Source organism: Symbiopectobacterium sp. (genome assembly GCF_047692315.1).
Classification (GTDB): Bacteria; Pseudomonadota; Gammaproteobacteria; order Enterobacterales; family Enterobacteriaceae; genus Symbiopectobacterium.
The window spans coordinates 36,971-57,021 of record NZ_JBLLJS010000010.1; the positions used below are offsets into that span (position 1 = coordinate 36,971).

The following is a 20,051-nucleotide window of genomic DNA, read 5'->3' on the forward strand; positions in this document are numbered from 1 at the left end:
TAGCAGCGCTTACCCCGTAATTTCAACGGGTTGCGATCATGCCTTTTTCTGCTGTGTATCCCCAAAGGCCAGCGCCAACCCGATAACCAGACCCGCGACATGCGCGGCATTGGCAATACTCAGCCCTAAAATATCGAAATATCCGGCGATCAACCACAATAATGCGAAGGCCATTAACCCACGCTGCATGAAAAGCGGCCCCGATGGCACGCGTTCACCATATAGCCAGACATACCCCATCAAGGCGTACACCACGCCGGACAGGCCACCGAAATAGATGCCACTAAAGAAAGATTGTATCCAGCCGCTGGCAACAGCGGAAAGCAGCGCCAAGGTCAGCAGCTTGCGTGTACCCAGAATTTTCTCTACCGGCCCACCGAGATACCACCACCACATCAGGTTAAACAAAATATGCAGCAAGGAGAAATGCAGGAAAGCGTGGCTGAACCAACGCCACAGTTGGCCTTTTTGCCCTGCATCCGGGTAAGAGAGCCACATCATGGCGCGATCGTTACCGAATATCACCATCCACAGATAGACGACAATGCAGGTGATCATCACACCCAGCGTGAGCGGGCCGGCTCGCTGCTGTAGCGTTTGCAAATAGGAGAAGCGCGCATAGCGCAGAGGCGATGAGGTTGATCCTGCTTGCCAACTGGCGGCCTGATAACGCGGATGCATCGGATCCTGAATGAACACATCAAGCGCCTGCTGTACTTCGGGCAACCGCGCTTCATCGTCCAGCCAGAGTTCCACTTCCTGCCCGGAGAAGCGTAGTTCCAGCTGAATATTCTGCGTTTGCATATAGTCGACAAACGCCTGCGCCAAGCGTGGCTGAGATAAGGCTGTTAGGCGAATTGCCATCGTGGTTTATCCGTTAGCAAATTGATTTGCCATAAAAATATCACATCGTTTTATTAAGAGGGTTGAAATATTGCTCTGATAAAGAGGCGGTTTACCCTCACGCCAGCGCCACAATTCTCCCAATGACGACGGCAATCCTTTGTACATCACCAACATACGCACTTCCGTTTTGCCCATTATCCTATGACAATAGTCACTTTTTAACCATAGCCGCTCCTTTAGGCTCATATCCAGCAGAGAGGTGACCATGTTTCTGGAAGAAAGACGTAATCAAATCCTGGCCTATTTGACCCGGCACGAGCGCGCCAGCGTTGATTACCTGGCCACCGCATTTGCCATGAGCAAAGAGACGATACGCAGCGATCTGAACGAGTTGGCGCGCCTGAATCTGATTTAGCGTTGCTACGGTGGTGCGATTATTGTACGGCGCAGTTTGCAGTCAGAACTGATTGCGCCCAGCAGTGAAAATTTTGAAGTGCTGCTCAAGCGACTGGAAAAGCAGACCCGGCATCAAACCAGCAAACAGAAAGGAAACAAGATGAACGGCAAGGTGTGTATTTTAGGATCGTTCAACGTCGATATCGTCGCCAAAGTGGCACGTTTTCCCAAAGGCGGCGAATCGATCATGGCGCAGAGCAGCGCGCTCGGCCCCGGCGGCAAAGGGGCTAATCAGGCGATGGCCGCCAGCCGGGCGGGTTCACAGGTCTATTTTGTTACCAAGGTAGGTACCGATCAGTCCAGCCAGTTTACCTACGACCATCTCTCGTCATCGGATATTCACGCATTCAAGCTGTATCAGTCCGACACCGAGCCAACGGGCAACGCCATCATCTATGTCTCACAACAAAACGGCGAGAACATGATCGCCATTTATCCCGGTGCTAATCAGACCATCACCGATGACGAAGTGGCAGCTATCGCGCCGGAATTGACCACGTCAGACGTGCTGCTGGTTCAGTTGGAGAACAACTTCTCGCCACCCTGAACGTCATCAAGCTGGCGCACGCGCTAGGCAAAAAAGTGATCCTAAACCCGGCACCTTACTCGAGTGAGATTCTGCCCTATCTGGATTATCTGGATTATCTGGATTATCTGGACGTGATCACGCCCAACGAAACGGAAGCCTCGTTGCTATCCGGCATCGACATTCAGGATTTTGATAGCACCAAAGAAGCCGCGCTGAAAATCGCGCGTATGGGGGCCAAGCGCGTCATCATCACCATGGGCTCACGCGGTGCGCTGCTGTATGACGGCCACCAGTTCCAACACATTCCAGCCTTTCCGGCGCTCGGTGTCGACACCACCGGCGCGGGGGATGCCTTTAACGGCGCCTTTGCCGCCGCACTGGCCAATGGACAAAGCATGGTGAAGGCCGCCACCTACGCCTCCGCCTTTGCCTCTTTGGCGGTTGAGCGAGAAGGCGTCTAAAATATGTCATAACATCAAAATGTTATCTCGCGTTTATCACAACGTTAATGCCTGCGGGTTATCGCCCGCACTGTCTGTATTCGGAGAAATAAAAAATGAAAAAAATCGATGGTATCATCCCAGTCATGCTCACACCGTTCACCGAACAGAACGACGTAGACTATCCCGGCCTGGCCAACCTGATTGACTGGTATCTGGAAAACAAGGTTGATGCGCTGTTTGCCGTATGCCAGTCGAGTGAGATGCAATTTCTGACGCTGGAAGAGCGCGTGGCCGTGGCGCGTTTCGTTGTGGATCACGTGAAAGGCCGCGTGCCGGTGATCGCCTCCGGTCACATCAGTGACGACCTCGGCGCGCAAATCGAAGAGCTGTCAGCCTGGCACAAACCGGTATCGATGCACTGGTGCTGGTAACCAACCACCTCGATCCGCAGAAAACCGGCAGTGAAACGTTCTTCAGCACGCTGAACAGCCTGCTGGATGCGCTGCCGCTGGGCCTGTATGAGTGCCCTGCCCCCTACCGCCTCCTGCTGAGCGACGAAGAGCTGACCTATTGCGCCAACACGGGCCGTTTCGTGGTGTTGAAAGACGTGAGCTGCGATCTGGATACCGTGACCCGCCGCGTCAAGCTGGTGCAGGACACCCCGCTCAATATCATCAACACCAATGCGGCAATCGCCTTCCCGGCGATGAAAGCGGGCTCACGCGGTTTCAGCGGCGTATTCACCAACTTCCACCCGGAACTCTATGTGTGGCTCTATCACCACCATCAGGAAAACCCGGCGTTAGCGGATGAGCTGGCGGATTTCCTGTCGCTGGCGGCGGTTACTGAAACCCTGGGCTACCCGAAAAATGCCAAGATTTACCACCAGCGCCGCGGCACCTTTGACAGCATTCACTGCCGGGTGAACAAGGATGACGTGCTGGAGAAATTCTGGGGATTGACCGTGATCCTCGACCAGATTCGCCACGGCACCGAGCATTATCAGAAAAAAATTGCGCAATAAAAAATAACAACAAGTAGCGGGAAGACCTCGTGATTCCCGCTACGACAAATAATAAAACCAGGGGGATTCTCAGCATGATCGTGTGTGACCAACGTGATTGGGCGCAAGAAAAACACGCCCTGCATCCTACATCACCGTCCTTACAGCCAGACTCACGGCGAATCGTTTATTCGCAGATTCATCTCAGCCTGCTCACGGAAAATAAATAAAATGAAAGAGACAATATCTTTATCCAACCTGCTGCCACTGCACAACCAATGCAAAAAATATCCCGTTTGCGTTGGGGTATTATCCTGGTGTTGCTGATCGCCGCCGTGGTCAACTACCTTGACCGCGCCAACCTCAGCATCGCCAACACCACTATTTCGAAAGAGTTCGGTTTTAGCGCGACCCAGATAGGCTTGCTGCTTTCGGCCTTTCTATGGCCTTATGCGCTTGCCAACCTGCCCGCAGGCTGGCTGGTCGATAAATTCGTGACGAAAAAAATGTTTTCCTGGGCGCTCGGCCTGTGGTCGGGGTTCACGATTCTGGCGGGCTTCGTTAATGGCTATTCCATGTTCTACGGCCTGCGTATGCTGCTGGGTATCTCTGAATCGCCGTTTTTTACCTCCGTCACCCATCGCTGGTTCCCCAGTAACGAACGCGGGCTCCCCACCGCCATCATCAATACCGGCTCACAGATCGCGAACGCCATTGCACCGCCGATCCTGACCATTCTGTTGCTGACATTGGGCTGGCGCGGCATGTTTGTTGCCATCGGTTTGGCGGGCATCCCAATTCTGCTGGTCTGGCTGAAGCTGTACCGTAACCCGACGCCAGCAGAAGATGCACAAATTCACGGCGTTGTGGAAACCGCGACAGCACAGCAAGCCGATCAGCCAAAAGCGAGCTGGGGTTCTCTGTTCAAACACAAAACCACCTGGTTCATGATCCTGGGGAACTTCTCCATCATGTTCACCATTTGGGTGTATCTGACCTGGCTGCCGAGCTATCTGGAGAGATCGTTGGGATTCAGCCTGATGAAAACCGGCTGGGTTGCCTCCATCCCGTTCTTTGCCGGGATCATGGGCGTGCTGGTGGGTGGCGTGATTTCTGACCGCCTGATTCGTCGCGGCACCAACACCATCACCGCGCGTAAAATCCCTATCGTGTGCGGTACAGCACTGGCCGCGTGCTTCGTGGCACCGATCCCCTTCGTGCACGACACCACCTTGTGTATCGCGCTGCTTTCACTGGGCTATTTCTGTTCTCAGATGCTGTCAGGCGTTATCTGGACGCTGGCAACGAATATCGCACCGAAATCGCAGGTGGCTTCACTTGGTGCCATTCAGAACTTCGGTGGGTTCCTCGGTGCTGCCAGCGCGCCTATCGTCACCGGCATCATTCTTGACGCCACTGGCACCTTCACCAACGTCTTCTTGTTTGGTGCCTTCCTGTTAATGCTGGGGGCCATCAGCTACGGCTTCTTTGTGAGAAAGCCGCTTCAGGTTGCCGAATAACCTTGCACATCCCGGCGCTTAACCGCGTCGGGATGTGCCAATTCAGGCGTTGTCAGACGCTGACGCCACATCCTGCGAGAAATCCCGCTGCCAGGCCTCAAAACCACCATCCACGCTATATACCGCATCAAACCCCAGGCTCAACAAATACTGTGCCGCGTTGCGGCTGCTAATGCCGTGATAGCACATCACCATCACCAGCTGATCCAGCTCCGCCTCACGCATAAAATCAGACAGCGTTTCATTCGTCAGGTGCACCGCCTGAGGCACATGCCCCGTGGCATAACTTTGCGCATCGCGAATATCCACCATCACGCCGCTTTTCTGCCAGCGCTCATGGGCTTGCTCAATGCTAAGACACTCAAACTGTTCCATTCGGATACCACCTCGGGACAAAGAAAAAGGGCATTACGGCACAGCGCACGCAAATTTACTTTCCTGGTCGGCCACGATTCAAACGTCGCGTCGCTGTTCTCCGCACTGGGAGTGAAGCCGTATCATCTGCCGCATCAATTGGAAACCACGCCGATCGGCGGCAAGGTGGTATCTCAACGCTGGCGCGATAACGCCAGTAACAAGGCACTGCTGAAAGTGGAATACGTGTATCAGTCTACCGAACAGCTCGCCTCACTGGCACCTCTTAACCGCGCCAATCCACCGCAGCGCGTCACGCTGACGCTCAGAGAGCGCCCGACCAACGACAAAGGGTTCTGCCCATTTGAGGATTTTGAGAAAATTACCAAGGCGCTAGCACAGTAGTCATCCTTGTAGTGTGTGGTTTTAGTCTTTTGATCGCGTAAAGAATCACGCTGAGGCGGGCGCGACCACTGGGTGAGCGACATGGATGTCGTGAAAGCCAGCGCCGCGCCGGGAGGGCGTCACTGGCGGCCCGAACTGCGGGCACGAAGGCCGAAGGCACCGTGCAGCGGCGTGATTTCTCGCGAAAAGCCTGGAGCCACGAGGCGACGGCGCTTGAGCGCCTCGTGTCGGGCGCGTGCTGCAACGGTTGCAGAAATAGGCGTCGGTAAGCGCGCACGAAACACTCACGGCCCCGGCAGGAATATTGAGGCTATCGCTACACGGTTATACCAGAATCACCTCAACACTCTGCGCCCGCAGTTGCTCAACAATGCTGGCATCAGCCTGTTTCCCAGTGATCACTACGTCAATCTGATCAGCACGGCTAAACAGCATGCCCGCACGTTGGCCGATTTTGCTGCTGTCTACCACCACCGCCAGTTTACCGACATAGCTCAGCATCTTCTGCTCGGCCATCGCCGTCAGCATATCGGTTTTATACAGCCCTTCCACCGTCAATCCTTTGCCACTGGTAAACATCCAGTGACCGGCATACAAGCTTGCATCCCCTTCCTGAGGCGCCAATGTGATCGACTGGCTCTTGTTGTACTGCCCTCCCATGATCACAACACTTTCATGCTCTTGTTCAATAAGGAAATTGGCCAATGGCAAATAGTTGGTGATCACCTGGATATCACGCCCAACAATCTCACGCCCCAACAAAAACGCCGTTGAACCACAGTTGATCACCACACTTTCACCAGGATGGCACAGCGCAGCCGCCGCCTGCGCGATACGCATTTTCTCATCCAGATTCTGCGCCTGATAGATATTGAGCGGCGTCCAGGCTGGGCGCGGCAGATTAACGGCCTCGGCCCCATTGCGCACCTTGCGCAGTTTGCCCAATTCATTGAGTTTGTTGATATCGCGTCGCGCGGTAGAGGGAGAAACGTCAAAATTGGCGAATCAGATCGGAGACGGTGAGCTGCCCCTGGCGTTGCAGAAAATCAATGATGGCATGATGGCGCTGAGATTCAGTCATAAGTCGTCCGGTAACAAGAAGCGGCGCGTCATGGCGTCGACGTGAAGAGTTTACATCATAATTTATCATAAATGCGCAGCAATCATCATAGCGCGACGTGTTTGCTACGCCGCGCGCTACATCGCAAATTACAGGAAAGATTTGAAAGGCAAATCGGGTTCCATAGTGAAGCAGTCATCAAAACCGCGCGGATAATGGTATTCAAAATTGTCTTTGTCCACAGGCCAGGTAAATTTGCCACCGACTTACCAGATGAAGGGCTTGAAACCGTACTGCAAACGGTCTTTTTTCATCTCCCACAGCACACGAATCTCTTGCGCATCTGCCTGAAAATTTGACCCGATATCATGGTGGAACGGAATGACAACTTTGGCATTCAGCGCTTCAGCCATACGCAGAATATCCGCGCTGGTCATCTTGTCGGTAATACCGCGCGGGTTCTCGCCGTAAGAGCCCAACGCCACGTCAATATCATACTCATTGCCATGTTTGGCGTACATACTCATTGCCATGTTTGGCGTAGTAGTTGGAGTAGTGGGAATCACCACTGTGATACAGATTGCTACCGGGGGTTTTAAACAGGTAGTTCACCGCCCGCAGATCCATGCCATCCGGTAGCACGCCCGCGGCCTTTTGCTCCACGGGCAAAGTGATCAACGCGGTGCGATCGAACGCATCTAACGCATGGATTTCAATATCTTTAATACGAATCACCGCCCCGGTTTCACCACAATGCAACGCTCACGCGGAACGCCCCAACCCACCCAGAGATCCACACAGCTCTGCGGACCAATAAAAGGGAACCTCCGGACTGCAATTTTTCAGCACGGCGGCAGCGACGTTGACGTCAATGTGGTCGTTATGATCGTGCGTCGCCAAAATGGCATCTACCTGACGAATGGCGAACGGATCCAGCACAAACGGTGTGGTGCGCAAGTTAGGTTGCAGTTTCTTCACACCCGCCATGCGCTGCATCTGGTGCCCATTTTTCATCAATGAATTGCCGTGACGCTGCTTGCCCGTGCCGCACCAGAAATCGACGCAAATATTGGCCCCACCTTCCGATTTCAACCAAATCCCGGTGCAGCCCAGCCACCACATGGCGAAGGTGCCAGCGGCAACCTGCTCTTGTTCGATCTCTTCATTCAGCCAGGTTCCCCATTCCGGGAAGGTACTCAGGCTCCAGGATTCGCGGGTAATGGTTTCTATCTTGCTCATGGCGTTACCTCATCATTAATCGGCAATTAAATAAATCACAGTTAATCATAAAAAGATTAAAAACGATAATTTAATGCCAATCTATCACTGTTAAATCGCACTGACAATCACTGTGAGTGAAAAAAAATCATGAATTTTCTAACTGAGATCAACAAATAGATCAAAAGAACAAAAACACAACAAATTTAATTTTAAACAAAAAAACAAACAGCAATTATTGAATGATCTTAAGTGCCATGAGAATTGCGAGTTTAATCACAAACAATCAATAAAAATCTCAATACAATTAATTGTGATTACTGAAGTCCCTACGCCCGGTTATGTCAGCCACAACGTCGCTGCCCATCAGCAGGTGTGACCTTTCTCGGCTACCTGTTGTTGCGCAAAAGCGCCACGGTACTCATCAAAGGCACCATCAAGACGATCATCGGCTTTATGCTGTTACAGGCAGGGTCCAGCATCCTGACCGGCACGTTCAAACCCGTGGTCGCCAAGATGTCCGAGGTGTACCACATCAACGGCGCCATCTCTGACACCTACGCCTCAATGATGGCCACCATTGAACGCACGGGCGATGCCTACAGTTGGGTCTGCTCGCGGTGTTCTTCTATTATATTCTCGGCTACCCTATGTGGACCACCATTGTGTGCAGCGCCGTGTTGGTATCACTCTATTGGGGAATCACCTCCAACAGGATGTACAAGCCTACACAGGAAGTGACCGACGGCTGCGGTTTCTCTATCGGCCACCAGCAGCAGTTCGCCTCCTGGCTGGCCTATAAGCTCGCGCCCTATCTGGGTAAAAAGGAAGAGAGCGTAGAAGATTTGAAGCTGCCCGGCTGGCTGAATATCTTCCATGACAACATCGTCTCCACCGCCATCGTGATGACCGTGTTCTTTGGCGCAATTCTGCTGTCGTTCGGTATCGATACCTTGCAGCAAATGGCAGGCAAAGCGCACTGGACCATCTATATCCTGCAAACCGGCTTCCAATTCGCCGTTGCCATTTTCATCATCGTGCAGGGCGTGCGCATGTTCGTTGCCGAGCTGTCCGAAGCCTTTAACGGCATCTCACAGCGTCTAATCCCCGGTGCTGTGCTGGCAATCGACTGCGCCGCTATCTACAGCTTCGCCCCCAACGCCGTGGTATGGGGCTTTATGTGGGGCACCATCGGCCAATTGATCGCCGTTGGCATTCTGATTGCCATTGGCTCCCCCATCATGATCATCCCAGGCTTTATCCCGATGTTCTTCTCCAACGCCACTATCGGTGTGTTTGCCAACCACTTTGGCGGCTGGCGTGCGGCGCTCAAGATTTGTCTGGTGATGGGGATGATTGAAATTTTTGGCTGCGTATGGGCGGTAAAACTCACCGGACTGTCTGCCTGGATGGGCATGGCGGACTGGTCAATTCTGGCACCGCCGCTCATGCAAGGCATGACGCTGGGCCTGTGGTTTATGGGTGTAGTGATCCTCATCGCTGTTGCCTATATGTACTTTGCCAGCCGCACGTTGCGTGCTGAAGAAGATGCGGAAAAACAACTCGCGCAAACCACCGAGCAATGACTCTGGAGAAAGCACCATGACAGTTCGGATTCTGGCCGTATGCGGCTGTGGGCAAGGCAGTTCCATGATCATGAAGATGAAGATGAAGAAGATGAAGGTGGATCAGTTCCTGACCCAACAAGGCGTGGCACACACCGTCAACAGTTGTGCCGTCGGGGAATATAAAGCAGAGCTGAGCGGCGCGGACATCATTATCGCCTCAACCCACGTGGCGGATGAGATTACCGTGAGCGGCAACAAGTACGTCGTCGGCGTGCGCAATATGCTCTCTGCCGCCGATTCTGGTCCCAAGCTGATGGAGGTTGATCAATGCCCACTTCCCTCAGGACGTCAAGGCATAAGGAGTTTCTATGAAGCTGCGCGATTCACTGCTGGAAAACCAGTCAATCCGCCTGCAAGCGGAGGCCGCCACCTGGCAGGAAGCGGTCAAAATCGGCGTTGATCTGCTTGTGGCCGCCGACGTGGTCGAGCCGCGTTACTACCAGGCGATTCTCGATGGCGTCGAACGTTTTGGCCCCTATTTTGTTATCGCTCCCGGGCTTGCCATGCCTCATGGCCGCCCGGAGGAAGGAGTGAAAAAAACCGGCTTCGCGCTGGTGACGCTAAAAACCCCGCTGCCGTTCAACCATGAAGATAACGATCCGGTAGATCTGCTGATTACGCTGGCCGCCGAGGATGCTACCGCACATCAGGAGGTAGGCATTATGCAGATCGTTAATCTGTTTGAAGATGAGGCGAACTTTGGTCGCCTGCGCGCCTGCCGCACCGAGCAGGAGGTTTTGGATCTGATCGATCGCGCCACACTGGCCGCGACGGAATAAGGAGTCCCCGATGCCGCAGTTACCGATGTTACAAGTTGCGCTGGATAACCAAACGCTGTCCGATGCCTACAACACCACCCGCCTGATCGCCGAAGAGGTGGACATTATCGAAGTCGGCACCATTTTGTGTGTAGGCGAAGGGGTACGCGCCGTGCGCGATCTGAAAGCGCTGTATCCGCACAAGATTGTGCTGGCCGATGCCAAGATTGCCGATGCGGGGAAAATCCTGTCACGCATGTGTTTTGAAGCCAATGCCGACTGGGTCACCGTGATCTGTTGCGCGGATATCAACACCGCAGCGGGCGCACTGGCGATGGCACGCAAATTCGAGGGCGATGTGCAGATCGAACTGACCGGCTTCTGGACCTGGGAGCAGGCAGAAGCCTGGCGCACGGCAGGCATTCAACAAGTGGTGTATCACCGCAGCCGAGATGCTCAGGCCGCAGGCGTCGCCTGGAGCGAAACGGACATCAGCGCCATCAAACGTCTGGCCGAAATGGGCTTCAAGGTGACAGTCACGGGCGGCCTGGCGCTGGACGATCTGCCGCTGTTTCAGGGCATCCCCATTCATGTCTTTATCGCCGGTCGCAGTATTCGTGATGCGGCAAGCCCCGTCGAAGCCGCCCGTGAGTTTAAACGCCGTATCGCCCAATTGTGGGGTTAAGGGAGGGAATATGCTGACAAAAGCGGTGCCGCTGGGCATCTATGAAAAAGCATTGCCTACCGGTGAAAGTTGGCTGGCACGCCTCCAGTTGGCGCGCGAACTCGGCTTTGATTTCGTCGAAATGTCAGTGGACGAAACCGATGAGCGCCTTACCCGGCTGGATTGGGATCGAGAACAGCGTCTGGCGCTGGTCAATGCCATCGCCGCCACCGGCATCCGGGTGCCCTCCATGTGCCTGAGTGCGCACCGCCGCTTTCCGCTAGGTTCGCAGGATGATGCCATTCGCGATCAAGGGCTCGCCATCATGCACAAAGCGATTGCGCTGGCGCAGGATGTCGGTATACGGGTGATTCAATTGGCCGGTTACGACGTCTATTATCAGGAGGCGAATGAGATCACGCGTGAACGTTTTCGCGACGGCCTGCAACAAGCAGTGGAAATGGCGAGCTGTGCGCAGGTCACACTGGCTATGGAGATCATGGATTATCCACTGATGAACTCGATCAGCAAAGCGCTGGGCTACGCCAACTACCTGAACAACCCGTGGTTTCAGCTCTATCCCGATATCGGCAACCTTTCAGCCTGGGATAACGATGTGCAAATGGAACTACGTGCGGGCCAAGGCCATATCGTCGCGGTGCACGTCAAAGATACCCGTCTCAGCGTATTCAAAAACGTGCCCTTTGGCACTGGCGTAGTGGATTTCGAACGTTGCTTTGCCACCCTGAAAGAGAACGGTTACCGCGGTCCTTATCTGATTGAAATGTGGAGCGAGAATGCCCCGACCCCATCAAGGAAGTGATCGCCGCGCGCGACTGGGTGAAACAGCGCATGGAACGCGCCGGCCTGCACGTGGAGGAAGCGGCATGACAGCGCAATTGAAACAACGCGTGTTTGAAGCCAACATGGCCCTGCCTCAGCACGGTCTGGTGACCTACACCTGGGGGAATGTAAGTGCGATTGACCGCGAACGCGGTCTGATGGTCATCAAGCCCAGCGGAGTTGCCTATGAGATCATGCAAGCCGAAGATATGGTGGTGGTCGATTTACAGGGCAATCTTGTAGAAGGGCGTTATCGTCCTTCCTCGGATACGCCCACCCACCTGGAGCTGTATCGCCGCTACCCGCACAAATGGGGGGCATTGTGCACACCCACTCCACCCACGCGACCGCCTGGGCGCAAGCAGAGTTAGCAATTCCAGCGCTCGACACACGCACGCTGATTATTTTTTTGGCGACATTCCCTGCACGCGGCCTCTGTCGGCGCAAGAAGTGGAACATGAGTACGAAAAAAATACCGGTGTAGTCATTGCCCAAACGCTGGGAGAGACCAATCCGCTGCACGCCCCCGGTATTATTGCCTACCAGCATGGGCCGTTCTGCTGGGGCAAAGACGCGGAAGAAGCGGTGCATAATGCGGTGGTGCTGGAAGAGCTGGCACGAATGGCCTGGCTGGCCTGTACCCTGAACCCTCATTTGCGCCCGCTCGACAGCGCATTACAGCACAAGCACTTTAATCGCAAACACGGCCCAAACGCCTACTACGGGCAACAATAACGCTTTGACGGTCATTTCTCGCCAACGCGAGAAATGACCGTATTCTCCACCAATTACGCGTCCTTCCTCGCACCAATCCCCTATACTTTATATGACAATCTTCAACAATATGTTACCTGCATCACGCCTAAATGTTTTTATTTGGTTAATCCTTGGCTGTGGTGTTTGTTTTCAATTATTATAATGCTCGAAAACGAACATTTTGACCTTTTTTTGGACACGGAGGAGAACGCGTGGAAACCAAAGACCTTATCGTAATCGGTGGGGGCATCAACGGCGCAGGCATTGCTGCCGATGCCGCGGGCCGTGGCTTGTCTGTGCTGCTGTTGGAAGCGCAGGATCTGGCCAGCGCCACCTCCTCTGCCAGTTCAAAATTGATCCACGGTGGCCTGCGCTACCTGGAACATTATGAGTTTCGTTTGGTGAGCGAAGCGCTCTCCGAGCGTGAAAAATTGCTGAAGATGGCACCGCACATCATCTTCCCGATGCGTTTCTGCTTACCCCATCAACCGCACCTGCGTCCTGCCTGGATGATCCGTATCGGGTTGTTTATGTACGATAATCTGGGCAAACGCGTCAGCCTGCCCGCCAGCCACGGCCTGAAATTCAGCAAAGACTCGGTGCTGAAACCCGAACTAACGCGCGGTTTCGAATATTCCGACTGCTGGGTGGATGATGCGCGTCTGGTGGTTCTGAACGCGCAGGAAGTGGTTAAACGCGGTGGCGAAGTGCGCACCCGTACCAAAGTGACCCGCGCCCGCCGTGAAGGGGATCTGTGGATCATTGATGCTGTCGACAGCGTGACGGGCGAAACCCACACCTGGCAGGCAAAAGGACTGGTCAACGCCACTGGCCCTTGGGTGAAAGAGTTTTTCGATCATGGGCTGGAACTGAAATCCCCTTACGGGATCCGCCTGATCAAAGGCAGCCACATTGTTGTGCCCCGCGTACAGGATGAGCCGCAGGCCTACATTCTGCAAAACAAAGATAACCGTATCGTGTTTGTGATTCCGTGGCAGGATGAGTTTTCGATCATCGGCACTACCGATGTGGAATACCACGGCGATCCGCATGAAGTGAAAATCGACGACAAAGAAATTGCTTACTTGTTGGATGTCTACAACGATCACTTCAAAAAGACGCTGACGCGAGACGATATCGTATGGACCTATTCCGGCGTGCGTCCGCTGTGCGATGATGAGTCTGATTCTCCGCAGGCAATTACCCGTGATTACACGCTGTCAGTGGCGGATGAGCACGGTAAAGCCCCTCTGCTGTCGGTGTTTGGCGGCAAGCTGACCACCTACCGCAAGCTGGCAGAACATGCGATGGAGAAGCTGGCAAAATACTATCCTCATAGCGGTCAGGCCTGGACACAAAACGCAGTGCTGCCCGGTGGCGATCTGGCCGGTACGCGCAACGAATACGCCGCTGCGCTGCGCCGTCGTTTCAATCTGCCGGAATCGCTGGCGCGTCGCTATGCCCGCACCTACGGTTCCAACAGCGAACTGATCCTGACTAACGCCAGTGGCATTCACGATCTTGGCGAAAACTTCGGACACGATCTGTACGAAGCAGAGTTGCGCTATCTGGCCGATAAAGAGTGGGTAGTCAGCGTGGAGGATGCCATCTGGCGTCGCACCAAGCTGGGCATGTGGCTGAATGATGAACAAAAACAGCGTGTCGCTGACTGGCTAAACGCCTATCTCCAACCGAAGGCCACAGCGGAATAATTTTCCTGCCAGACTTCTCCTCCAACGAACAGGTTGCCGAAAGGTAACCTGTTCGTTTTTTATACGCAAAAAATGATAACATTTCCCGGTTTATCGCGTTTTTTTTCCCGACAAATAACGGCGAGAGTCATTTTTTACCTGACTCACTCCAATAACACCTCCCACACTCAAATCAAAAAAGAATGCACACCAAAGAATAAACACAGGAAGTAACAGTAAATAATAAACGAATGCTAATAAACATTGCGCACAATGTTATTTATTTTGTTAAGAGAATTTGAAATCGGGGGAATATATTTATCATATGAAGAAAAGCGATGAATCAAATATATATCTGACAGAATGTAAATAAGAATAATAATCAATAACAACAAAAAATAAATAGTTATTTATTTTCTACGATATAGCTCACAGAATAAATACAATAAAATACCCATCCTTATTAATGATTAACGGAGTAATAAATTGCATATCAAGTACTATATTATTAGCGCTGATGGCAAACCATGAACTCCGTCCTATTCAACATTGCATCGTAAGTCAGTTCGCAAAATAGACGCGGGTAATAAGCAGTTGTGACGAGATATCGTTATTAACTATTTCACACAACGACTAGTGTTTACTGTCACGTTATTTCTCGCCGCCTTGTTGCGTGTTTTGTACTGCGTTGATTCCCGTGCTCATGTATTCGGGTATGAGGAGGATGAAAATTAAATGCCTAATCAGGTTGAGCGTCCTTTATTGGATCTGGGACTAACAAGACTCGAATTCCTGCGTATTTCAGGCAAAGGCCTGGCAGGGATCACTATTGCGCCAGCACTGCTTTCACTGTTGGGATGCCGACAGGAACAGATTGATAGCGGCGTTATCGGGCTGACGACAACCCCCAAAGGCGTGCTGGTGACAAACCGCGCCCGCTGCACCGGGTGTCACCGCTGCGAAACTGCCTGCACATCTTTCAATGACGGTAGCGTTGGCTCCTATTTCTCACGTGTCAAAATCCATCGCCATTTCTATTACGGCGACGGTGGCCTGGGCTCCGGCGGCGGCTTGTATGGCGATCTTAATTTCACCACTGACACCTGTCGGCAGTGTAAAGATCCCGAATGCATGAAAGCCTGTCCCATCAAGGCTATCGCCTTCAATGAAGAGCACGGCAGCATCGCCGTGGACACCAAACGTTGCATCGGCTGCGCCGCCTGTACTACGGCCTGCCCCTGGATGATGGCAACCGTTAATCCGCAGACTAAAAAATCGGGCAAATGCATTCTGTGCGGTGAATGCGCGACGGCTTGCCCGACCGGGGCATTATCCATTATCGAGTGGAAAGAGATTACCGTCTGATAACGGCAACGGGCGTTATCCCCTTATTCACGCGGCGTTTCACACGCAGGAAGAAAAATTATGATTAACGGTTGGACAGGTAATATATTACGTATCAACTTGAGCACCGACACCATCAGCAAAGAGGATTCCAGCCAATATAAAAAAATGGTTGGCGGAATGGGCTTTGGCTATAAAATTATGTACGACGAGGTGCCAGCCGGAACAAAACCTTTTGATGAGGCCAATAAAGTTGTTTTCGCCGTCGGACCACTGACCGGTTCCGGCGTACCTTGCAGTTCACGCGCCAATATTACCTCGCTGTCTACCTTTACCCGGGGTCATCTGGTTGTTGATGCCCATATGGGTGGGTTCTTTGCTGCCTACATGAAATATGCTGGCTACGACGCCATTATTATTGAAGGCAAGGCGGCAAAACCGGTCTGGATTAATATTCAGAACGACGAAGTAAAAATTGAAAATGCTGCTTTTCTGTGGGGAAAAGGGACACATGCCACCACCGAAGAGATCTGCCGTGCGACTAGTGAAGAAACCTGCGTGGCGGCTATCGGCCCGGCGGGTGAAAATCTGGTGCCGCTCTCCGGCATTCTTTCTTAACAGCCGCAACCACAGCGGCGGCGCAGGCGTAGGCGCAGTGCTCGGTTCCAAAAACCTGAAGGCCATCGCCGTTTGGGGCAGTCACGGCGTTAACGTTGCTAACCGTGAAGAGCTTAAAGCGCTGAACGAATACATGATGACGCAGCTCATCGGCGCCAACAACAACCACGTTGTGCCGAGCACGCCGCAGGCATGGGCCGAATATTCCGACCCAAAATCACGCTGGACCGCGCGCAAAGGCCTGTACTGGCAGGCGGCGGAAGGCGGCCCGATTGAAACCGGTGAAATCCCGCCGGGCAACCAGAACACCGTCGGTTTCCGCACCATGAAATCCACCTTCGATCTGGGGCCGGCAGCGGAAAAATATACGGTGAAAATGGGGGGATGCCACTCCTGCCCGATCCGCTGTATGTCGCAACTTAACGTGCCGCAGTCCAAGCAGTTTGGCGGCCCGACCACCGGCGGCAATACCTGCGTAGCCAACTTTGTACACACCACCATCTTCCCCAACGGCCCCAAAGACATTGCCGAGAAAGGCGATGGCAACGTGGTCGGAAATCTGGTCGGCCCGAGCATTTTTGACGATATGGGATTGTGGTGTAACTACGGTCAGTTGCATCGTGACTTCACTTACTGTCATACACACGGCGTGTTCAAACGCGTACTGTCCGTCGAAGAATACCAGTCCATTCCCTGGAGCCTGATGGAAGAAGGCGATCCGAACTTCATCAAGGATATCTACCATCGTCTGGCCCACCGTATCGGCGAGTTCAGCCATTTGTCAGATGGCTCTTATTTCATCGCGGAGCGCTGGAATCTGGGACCAGAATATTGGAACTATGCAAAAAACAAACTGTGGTCGCCCATGGGCTTCCCGGTGCACCATGCCAACGAAGCGTCGGCCCAGGTGGGAACCATCGTCAACTGCATGTTCAACCGCGATGCCATGACCCACACCTACATTAACTAATTGGCGGCGATCTGCCGCTCAAGCTGCAAAAAGAGATCGCGGCTGAGCTGTTTGGTTCCGGTGACGCCTTTGACGAAACCAAAAGCTACACCCCCCATTAACCGCTACAAAATTGATTATGCCAAGTGGACACTGCTTAGAAGTTTCCTGCACGACGCTGTGTAACTGGGTATGGCCGATGACAGTCTCACCGCACAAAAACCGTAACTACCGCGGCGATCTGGCAATGGAGGCGAAATTCTTTGCTGCCGTGACCGGAGAAGATACCACCGAAGCCAACCTCGACCTGGCGGCAGAACGTATTTTCACGTTACACCGCGCCTACACCGTGAAGCTGATGAACACCATGGACATGCGCCATGAGCACGATCAGATCTGTGACTGGGTGTTCGATAAGGATCCCAAACTGCCAGCGTTCAGCGAAGGCACAGACAAGATGGATCGTGATGACGTGCAGAAATCGTTCACGATGTTCTACAGCGCGATGGGTTGGGATCCAGAGCTGGGGTGCCCGACACGCGCAACCCTGGAACGCCTTGACCTGAAAGAGGTAGCAGACGATTTGGCGGCACACAACCTGTTGCCAGCCTGAGAACAAGGCATCAATCATGAAAACTGTTGTGGATAACGAAACAGCGCCTCCTGATGGATTGCCGGATGCGGCGCTTGCCGCCGCTCAGGACGTTGCAGACAGCGACGCACCAGATATGCGCCGACGCAGGTTGTTGCTGCCGTTAAGCGGCGCACTGCACGACGCTCCGCCAGCGCAGGAAACACCGCCCGTAGAGGAAGAGCCCAAAGCCCCCCTACCTCGTTCTGGAGGATTACCTGCGTGGCTGTTCTGCCAACGGTGCGGTTGTGGATCGACGCGAGCTGTTAGCGCCACCCTGCGCGTTAACCGAAGAGGAGCTGGATGTACTGCTAATGCAGATTCGTGCCGAAGAACAAGGCAGCGATATCGTCGAGATTGCGCAGTAGGACGCCTGTTTCTACTACTCCGACCGTTACATGAGCCATAACTACGCCCGGATTCTGGTCTTCACGCACGAACAGGACGCCTGCGCTACGCTGGCGCAAACCGTCCGCTTTGAGTGTGAAACCTATCCGCGCCCGTTCAAGGCCGGCATGTTGGCGTTGCACCCGTATGGATTTGATGACGACAAGATCGCAAGCATCTTGCGCTTTCTCACCCAAACCGAGGCTTACCAGGATATTCACCAGGTGGAAGCCTCCAACGGTGCCATCTATCTGTATAGCGACCGTTACATGAGTGTCGGCAAAGCCCAAGGGCTCTGTGAATGGATTGAGGTGGAACAATATGAGAACCCCTAGCCCGCGCGCCCGGTATGCGTGGATCACAATGAATAACGTACTTTCTGGGAGGCATGGAAGATGACATGCTCACGCCGTAAATTTGTCCTCGGCATGGGGTCGGTGATTTTTTCAGCGCACCGGTTTTCTCGGCATTGGGTAAAGCGGAAAAAGGCGCCCCCGTGCGCTATGCCATGATCCATGATGAAGTGAAGTGTAACGGCTGTAATATCTGTACCGTTGCCTGTCATAAGGTCAATAAGGTACCTACCGGCGCGGCGCGCATGAGCATTGCGCACATTGCGATGACGCCGCCTGAATCCGGTAATACCTATCACTTTTTCCGTCACTCTTGCCAGCAGTGCGAAGATGCCCCTTGCATTACCGTCTGCCCGACGGGTGCGTCCTACCGCGATAAAAGCAACGGTATCGTGCGGGTGGATAAGCCCAAATGCATTGGGTGCAGCTACTGTATCTCCGCTTGCCCGTATCAGGTGCGCTACCTAAATCCTGTTACCCATGTGGCGGACAAACGCGACTTCTGTCTGGAATCGCGCCTGATGAAAGGGTTCCCACCCATTTGCGTCAGCGCCTGCCCGCAAAATGCCCTGATCTTCGGGCGGGAAGACAGCGAAGTGGTGCAGAACTGGCTGAAAACACACGACTACTATGTGTATCAGTTGCCGAAGGTAGGTAAACCGCACCTCTATCGACGCCCGGGGCCCCATGAAGTGAAGAAGGTGAACGTATGAATATCATGCCTAACGCTGAGCAATTTCAGTCCCAGCTGTATCAATATGTTTATCTCTACACGCCCGACTATTGGCCTATCTGGCTGATTTTGGCCGGCGTGGCGTTTGTCGGCATGCTGGGCGTGTTAGCGCTGCACGGTTTCCTGCGTTACCGCTTCGCCGCACCGCATGCCGCCGGACACGAGGAGAAGGTTTATCTTTACTCGCGTACGGTACGCTTGTGGCACTGGAGTAATGCGCTGCTGTTTATCCTGTTGCTGGCGAGCGGTTTCATCAACCACTTTGCGCTGCTCGGATCGCACGATACCGCGCTGCTGGTTTCACTGCACAGCCTGTGTGGCTATTTGTTGCTGGTGTGCTGGCTGGCGTTTGTGCTGATTAACGCACTGGGCGGTAATGGGCATCATTACGTTATCGAGCGACAGGGATGGGGCCAGCGCGCCTTCCTGCAAGTGCGCTTTTATCTCTACGGCATTATCAAAGGTGAAGACCATCCGTTCCCGGCCACGCCGCACGCCAAGTTCAACCCGCTACAGAAGGTGGCTTATCTCGGGGTGATGTATAGTCTGGTGCCGCTACTGCTGCTCTCTGGGGTATTGTTGCATAACCCGCTATGGCTGCCCGCCGGATGGATATTGGTGAAAGCCTGGCTGCTACCAGTGCATTTTATGCTGGCGGTACTCAGCGTGTTCTTTATCTGTGGACATCTCTATCTTTGCACCACAGGGCGCACGCCGACCCAGACCTTCCGCAGTATGGTTGATGGCTACCACAGGCACTAACGGAGAACCCCATATCACGCGTGAACAGTTGCGCGCGCTGCACGTAAGCCGCGCCCTGTATCGCTGGTTCCTGCGGCGTTTTCCAGAGGGCGGCAGCTAT

General features: G+C 53.6%; 11 protein-coding genes and 10 pseudogenes. 16 read left to right on the forward strand and 5 right to left on the reverse strand.

Annotated elements, in window-relative coordinates; genetic code table 11:
• Window positions 1–36: 36 nt before the first annotated feature.
• Window positions 37–864: a rhomboid family intramembrane serine protease GlpG gene (glpG, locus tag ACMZI0_RS03270; protein WP_415671933.1), complete on the reverse strand. Its 828-nt coding sequence runs from the start codon at window positions 862–864 to the stop codon at window positions 37–39.
• A 247-nt stretch (window positions 865–1,111) separates the two neighbouring features.
• Here glpG and rbsK point away from each other — a divergent pair.
• From rbsK to ACMZI0_RS03285, 3 genes and pseudogenes are all read left to right on the forward strand, one after another.
• Window positions 1,112–2,292 (forward strand): annotated as a pseudogene (rbsK, locus tag ACMZI0_RS03275) (ribokinase).
• A gap of 95 nt (window positions 2,293–2,387) precedes the next feature.
• Window positions 2,388–3,298 (forward strand): annotated as a pseudogene (locus tag ACMZI0_RS03280) (dihydrodipicolinate synthase family protein).
• A 257-nt stretch (window positions 3,299–3,555) separates the two neighbouring features.
• The gene (locus tag ACMZI0_RS03285) at window positions 3,556–4,797 is read left to right on the forward strand and encodes an MFS transporter (protein WP_415671934.1); all 1,242 of its coding nucleotides are present in this window, start codon (window positions 3,556–3,558) and stop codon (window positions 4,795–4,797) included.
• A 42-nt stretch (window positions 4,798–4,839) separates the two neighbouring features.
• Here the strand turns inward: ACMZI0_RS03285 and glpE are convergent, their stop codons facing one another.
• On the reverse strand, window positions 4,840–5,172 hold the full coding sequence (glpE, locus tag ACMZI0_RS03290) for a thiosulfate sulfurtransferase GlpE (protein ID WP_415671935.1): 333 nt from the start codon (window positions 5,170–5,172) through the stop codon (window positions 4,840–4,842).
• Between the two features lie 111 nt (window positions 5,173–5,283).
• Between glpE and ACMZI0_RS03295 the strand changes: the two genes are divergently transcribed.
• Complete coding sequence (locus tag ACMZI0_RS03295) at window positions 5,284–5,556, forward strand: hypothetical protein (protein ID WP_415671936.1); 273 nt, start codon at window positions 5,284–5,286, stop codon at window positions 5,554–5,556.
• A gap of 324 nt (window positions 5,557–5,880) precedes the next feature.
• On the opposite strand, the pseudogene ulaR reads toward ACMZI0_RS03295, so the two are convergent.
• Together ulaR and ulaG are read right to left on the reverse strand one after the other, a co-directional pair.
• A pseudogene (gene ulaR / locus ACMZI0_RS03300) lies at window positions 5,881–6,543 on the reverse strand (HTH-type transcriptional regulator UlaR); the annotation flags it as partial.
• A 222-nt stretch (window positions 6,544–6,765) separates the two neighbouring features.
• A pseudogene (gene ulaG, locus ACMZI0_RS03305) lies at window positions 6,766–7,855 on the reverse strand (L-ascorbate 6-phosphate lactonase).
• Window positions 7,856–8,209: 354 nt separating this feature from the next.
• On the opposite strand from ulaG, the pseudogene ACMZI0_RS03310 reads away from it, so the two are divergent.
• From ACMZI0_RS03310 to ACMZI0_RS03350, 9 genes and pseudogenes are all read left to right on the forward strand, one after another.
• Window positions 8,210–9,420, forward strand: a pseudogene (locus ACMZI0_RS03310) (PTS transporter subunit IIC); the annotation flags it as partial.
• A gap of 16 nt (window positions 9,421–9,436) precedes the next feature.
• Window positions 9,437–9,761: pseudogene (gene ulaB, locus ACMZI0_RS03315) on the forward strand (PTS ascorbate transporter subunit IIB).
• Between the two features lie 9 nt (window positions 9,762–9,770).
• Window positions 9,771–10,241, forward strand: coding sequence for a PTS ascorbate transporter subunit IIA (ulaC, locus tag ACMZI0_RS03320; protein WP_415671937.1), 471 nt, complete (start codon window positions 9,771–9,773; stop codon window positions 10,239–10,241).
• Window positions 10,242–10,251: 10 nt separating this feature from the next.
• Window positions 10,252–10,905 carry a 3-keto-L-gulonate-6-phosphate decarboxylase UlaD gene (locus ACMZI0_RS03325; protein ID WP_415671938.1) on the forward strand — a complete coding sequence of 218 codons (654 nt, stop codon included), beginning with the start codon at window positions 10,252–10,254 and terminating at the stop codon, window positions 10,903–10,905.
• A 10-nt stretch (window positions 10,906–10,915) separates the two neighbouring features.
• A pseudogene (locus tag ACMZI0_RS03330) lies at window positions 10,916–11,775 on the forward strand (L-ribulose-5-phosphate 3-epimerase).
• A pseudogene (locus ACMZI0_RS03335) lies at window positions 11,772–12,462 on the forward strand (L-ribulose-5-phosphate 4-epimerase). Before ACMZI0_RS03330 ends, ACMZI0_RS03335 begins: the two co-directional pseudogenes overlap by 4 nt.
• 233 nt (window positions 12,463–12,695) lie before the next feature.
• Window positions 12,696–14,195, forward strand: a complete 1,500-nt coding sequence (gene glpD / locus ACMZI0_RS03340; RefSeq protein WP_415671939.1) for a glycerol-3-phosphate dehydrogenase — start codon at window positions 12,696–12,698, stop codon at window positions 14,193–14,195.
• A 714-nt stretch (window positions 14,196–14,909) separates the two neighbouring features.
• Window positions 14,910–15,539 carry a ferredoxin-like protein gene (locus ACMZI0_RS03345; protein WP_319802425.1) on the forward strand — a complete coding sequence of 210 codons (630 nt, stop codon included), beginning with the start codon at window positions 14,910–14,912 and terminating at the stop codon, window positions 15,537–15,539.
• A gap of 60 nt (window positions 15,540–15,599) precedes the next feature.
• Window positions 15,600–17,698: pseudogene (locus ACMZI0_RS03350) on the forward strand (aldehyde ferredoxin oxidoreductase).
• Between the two features lie 14 nt (window positions 17,699–17,712).
• Here ACMZI0_RS03350 and ACMZI0_RS03355 read toward each other — a convergent pair.
• Window positions 17,713–17,883 carry a hypothetical protein gene (locus ACMZI0_RS03355; RefSeq protein WP_415671940.1) on the reverse strand — a complete coding sequence of 57 codons (171 nt, stop codon included), beginning with the start codon at window positions 17,881–17,883 and terminating at the stop codon, window positions 17,713–17,715.
• 231 nt (window positions 17,884–18,114) lie between these two features.
• Between ACMZI0_RS03355 and ACMZI0_RS03360 the strand changes: the two genes are divergently transcribed.
• The 3 genes and pseudogenes from ACMZI0_RS03360 to phsC all read left to right on the forward strand — a co-directional run bounded on the left by ACMZI0_RS03360 (window position 18,115) and on the right by phsC (window position 19,951).
• Window positions 18,115–18,438 (forward strand): hypothetical protein, encoded by a 324-nt coding sequence (locus tag ACMZI0_RS03360; RefSeq protein WP_415671941.1) that lies wholly within the window; start codon window positions 18,115–18,117, stop codon window positions 18,436–18,438.
• A 60-nt stretch (window positions 18,439–18,498) separates the two neighbouring features.
• A pseudogene (locus tag ACMZI0_RS03365) lies at window positions 18,499–19,169 on the forward strand (4Fe-4S dicluster domain-containing protein).
• The gene (phsC, locus tag ACMZI0_RS03370) at window positions 19,166–19,951 is read left to right on the forward strand and encodes a thiosulfate reductase cytochrome B subunit (protein ID WP_415671942.1); all 786 of its coding nucleotides are present in this window, start codon (window positions 19,166–19,168) and stop codon (window positions 19,949–19,951) included. Before ACMZI0_RS03365 ends, phsC begins: the two are co-directional and overlap by 4 nt.
• Window positions 19,952–20,051: the final 100 nt, after the last annotated feature.

Coding starts and splice junctions, on each gene's coding strand:
- glpG (WP_415671933.1), bottom strand. CDS start 864: ATGGCAATTCGCCTAACAGCCTTATCTCAGCCACGCTTGGCGCAGGCG.
- ACMZI0_RS03285 (WP_415671934.1), top strand. CDS start 3,556: ATGCAAAAAATATCCCGTTTGCGTTGGGGTATTATCCTGGTGTTGCTG.
- glpE (WP_415671935.1), bottom strand. CDS start 5,172: ATGGAACAGTTTGAGTGTCTTAGCATTGAGCAAGCCCATGAGCGCTGG.
- ulaC (WP_415671937.1), top strand. CDS start 9,771: ATGAAGCTGCGCGATTCACTGCTGGAAAACCAGTCAATCCGCCTGCAA.
- ACMZI0_RS03325 (WP_415671938.1), top strand. CDS start 10,252: ATGCCGCAGTTACCGATGTTACAAGTTGCGCTGGATAACCAAACGCTG.
- ACMZI0_RS03345 (WP_319802425.1), top strand. CDS start 14,910: ATGCCTAATCAGGTTGAGCGTCCTTTATTGGATCTGGGACTAACAAGA.
- ACMZI0_RS03360 (WP_415671941.1), top strand. CDS start 18,115: ATGAGCCATAACTACGCCCGGATTCTGGTCTTCACGCACGAACAGGAC.
- phsC (WP_415671942.1), top strand. CDS start 19,166: ATGAATATCATGCCTAACGCTGAGCAATTTCAGTCCCAGCTGTATCAA.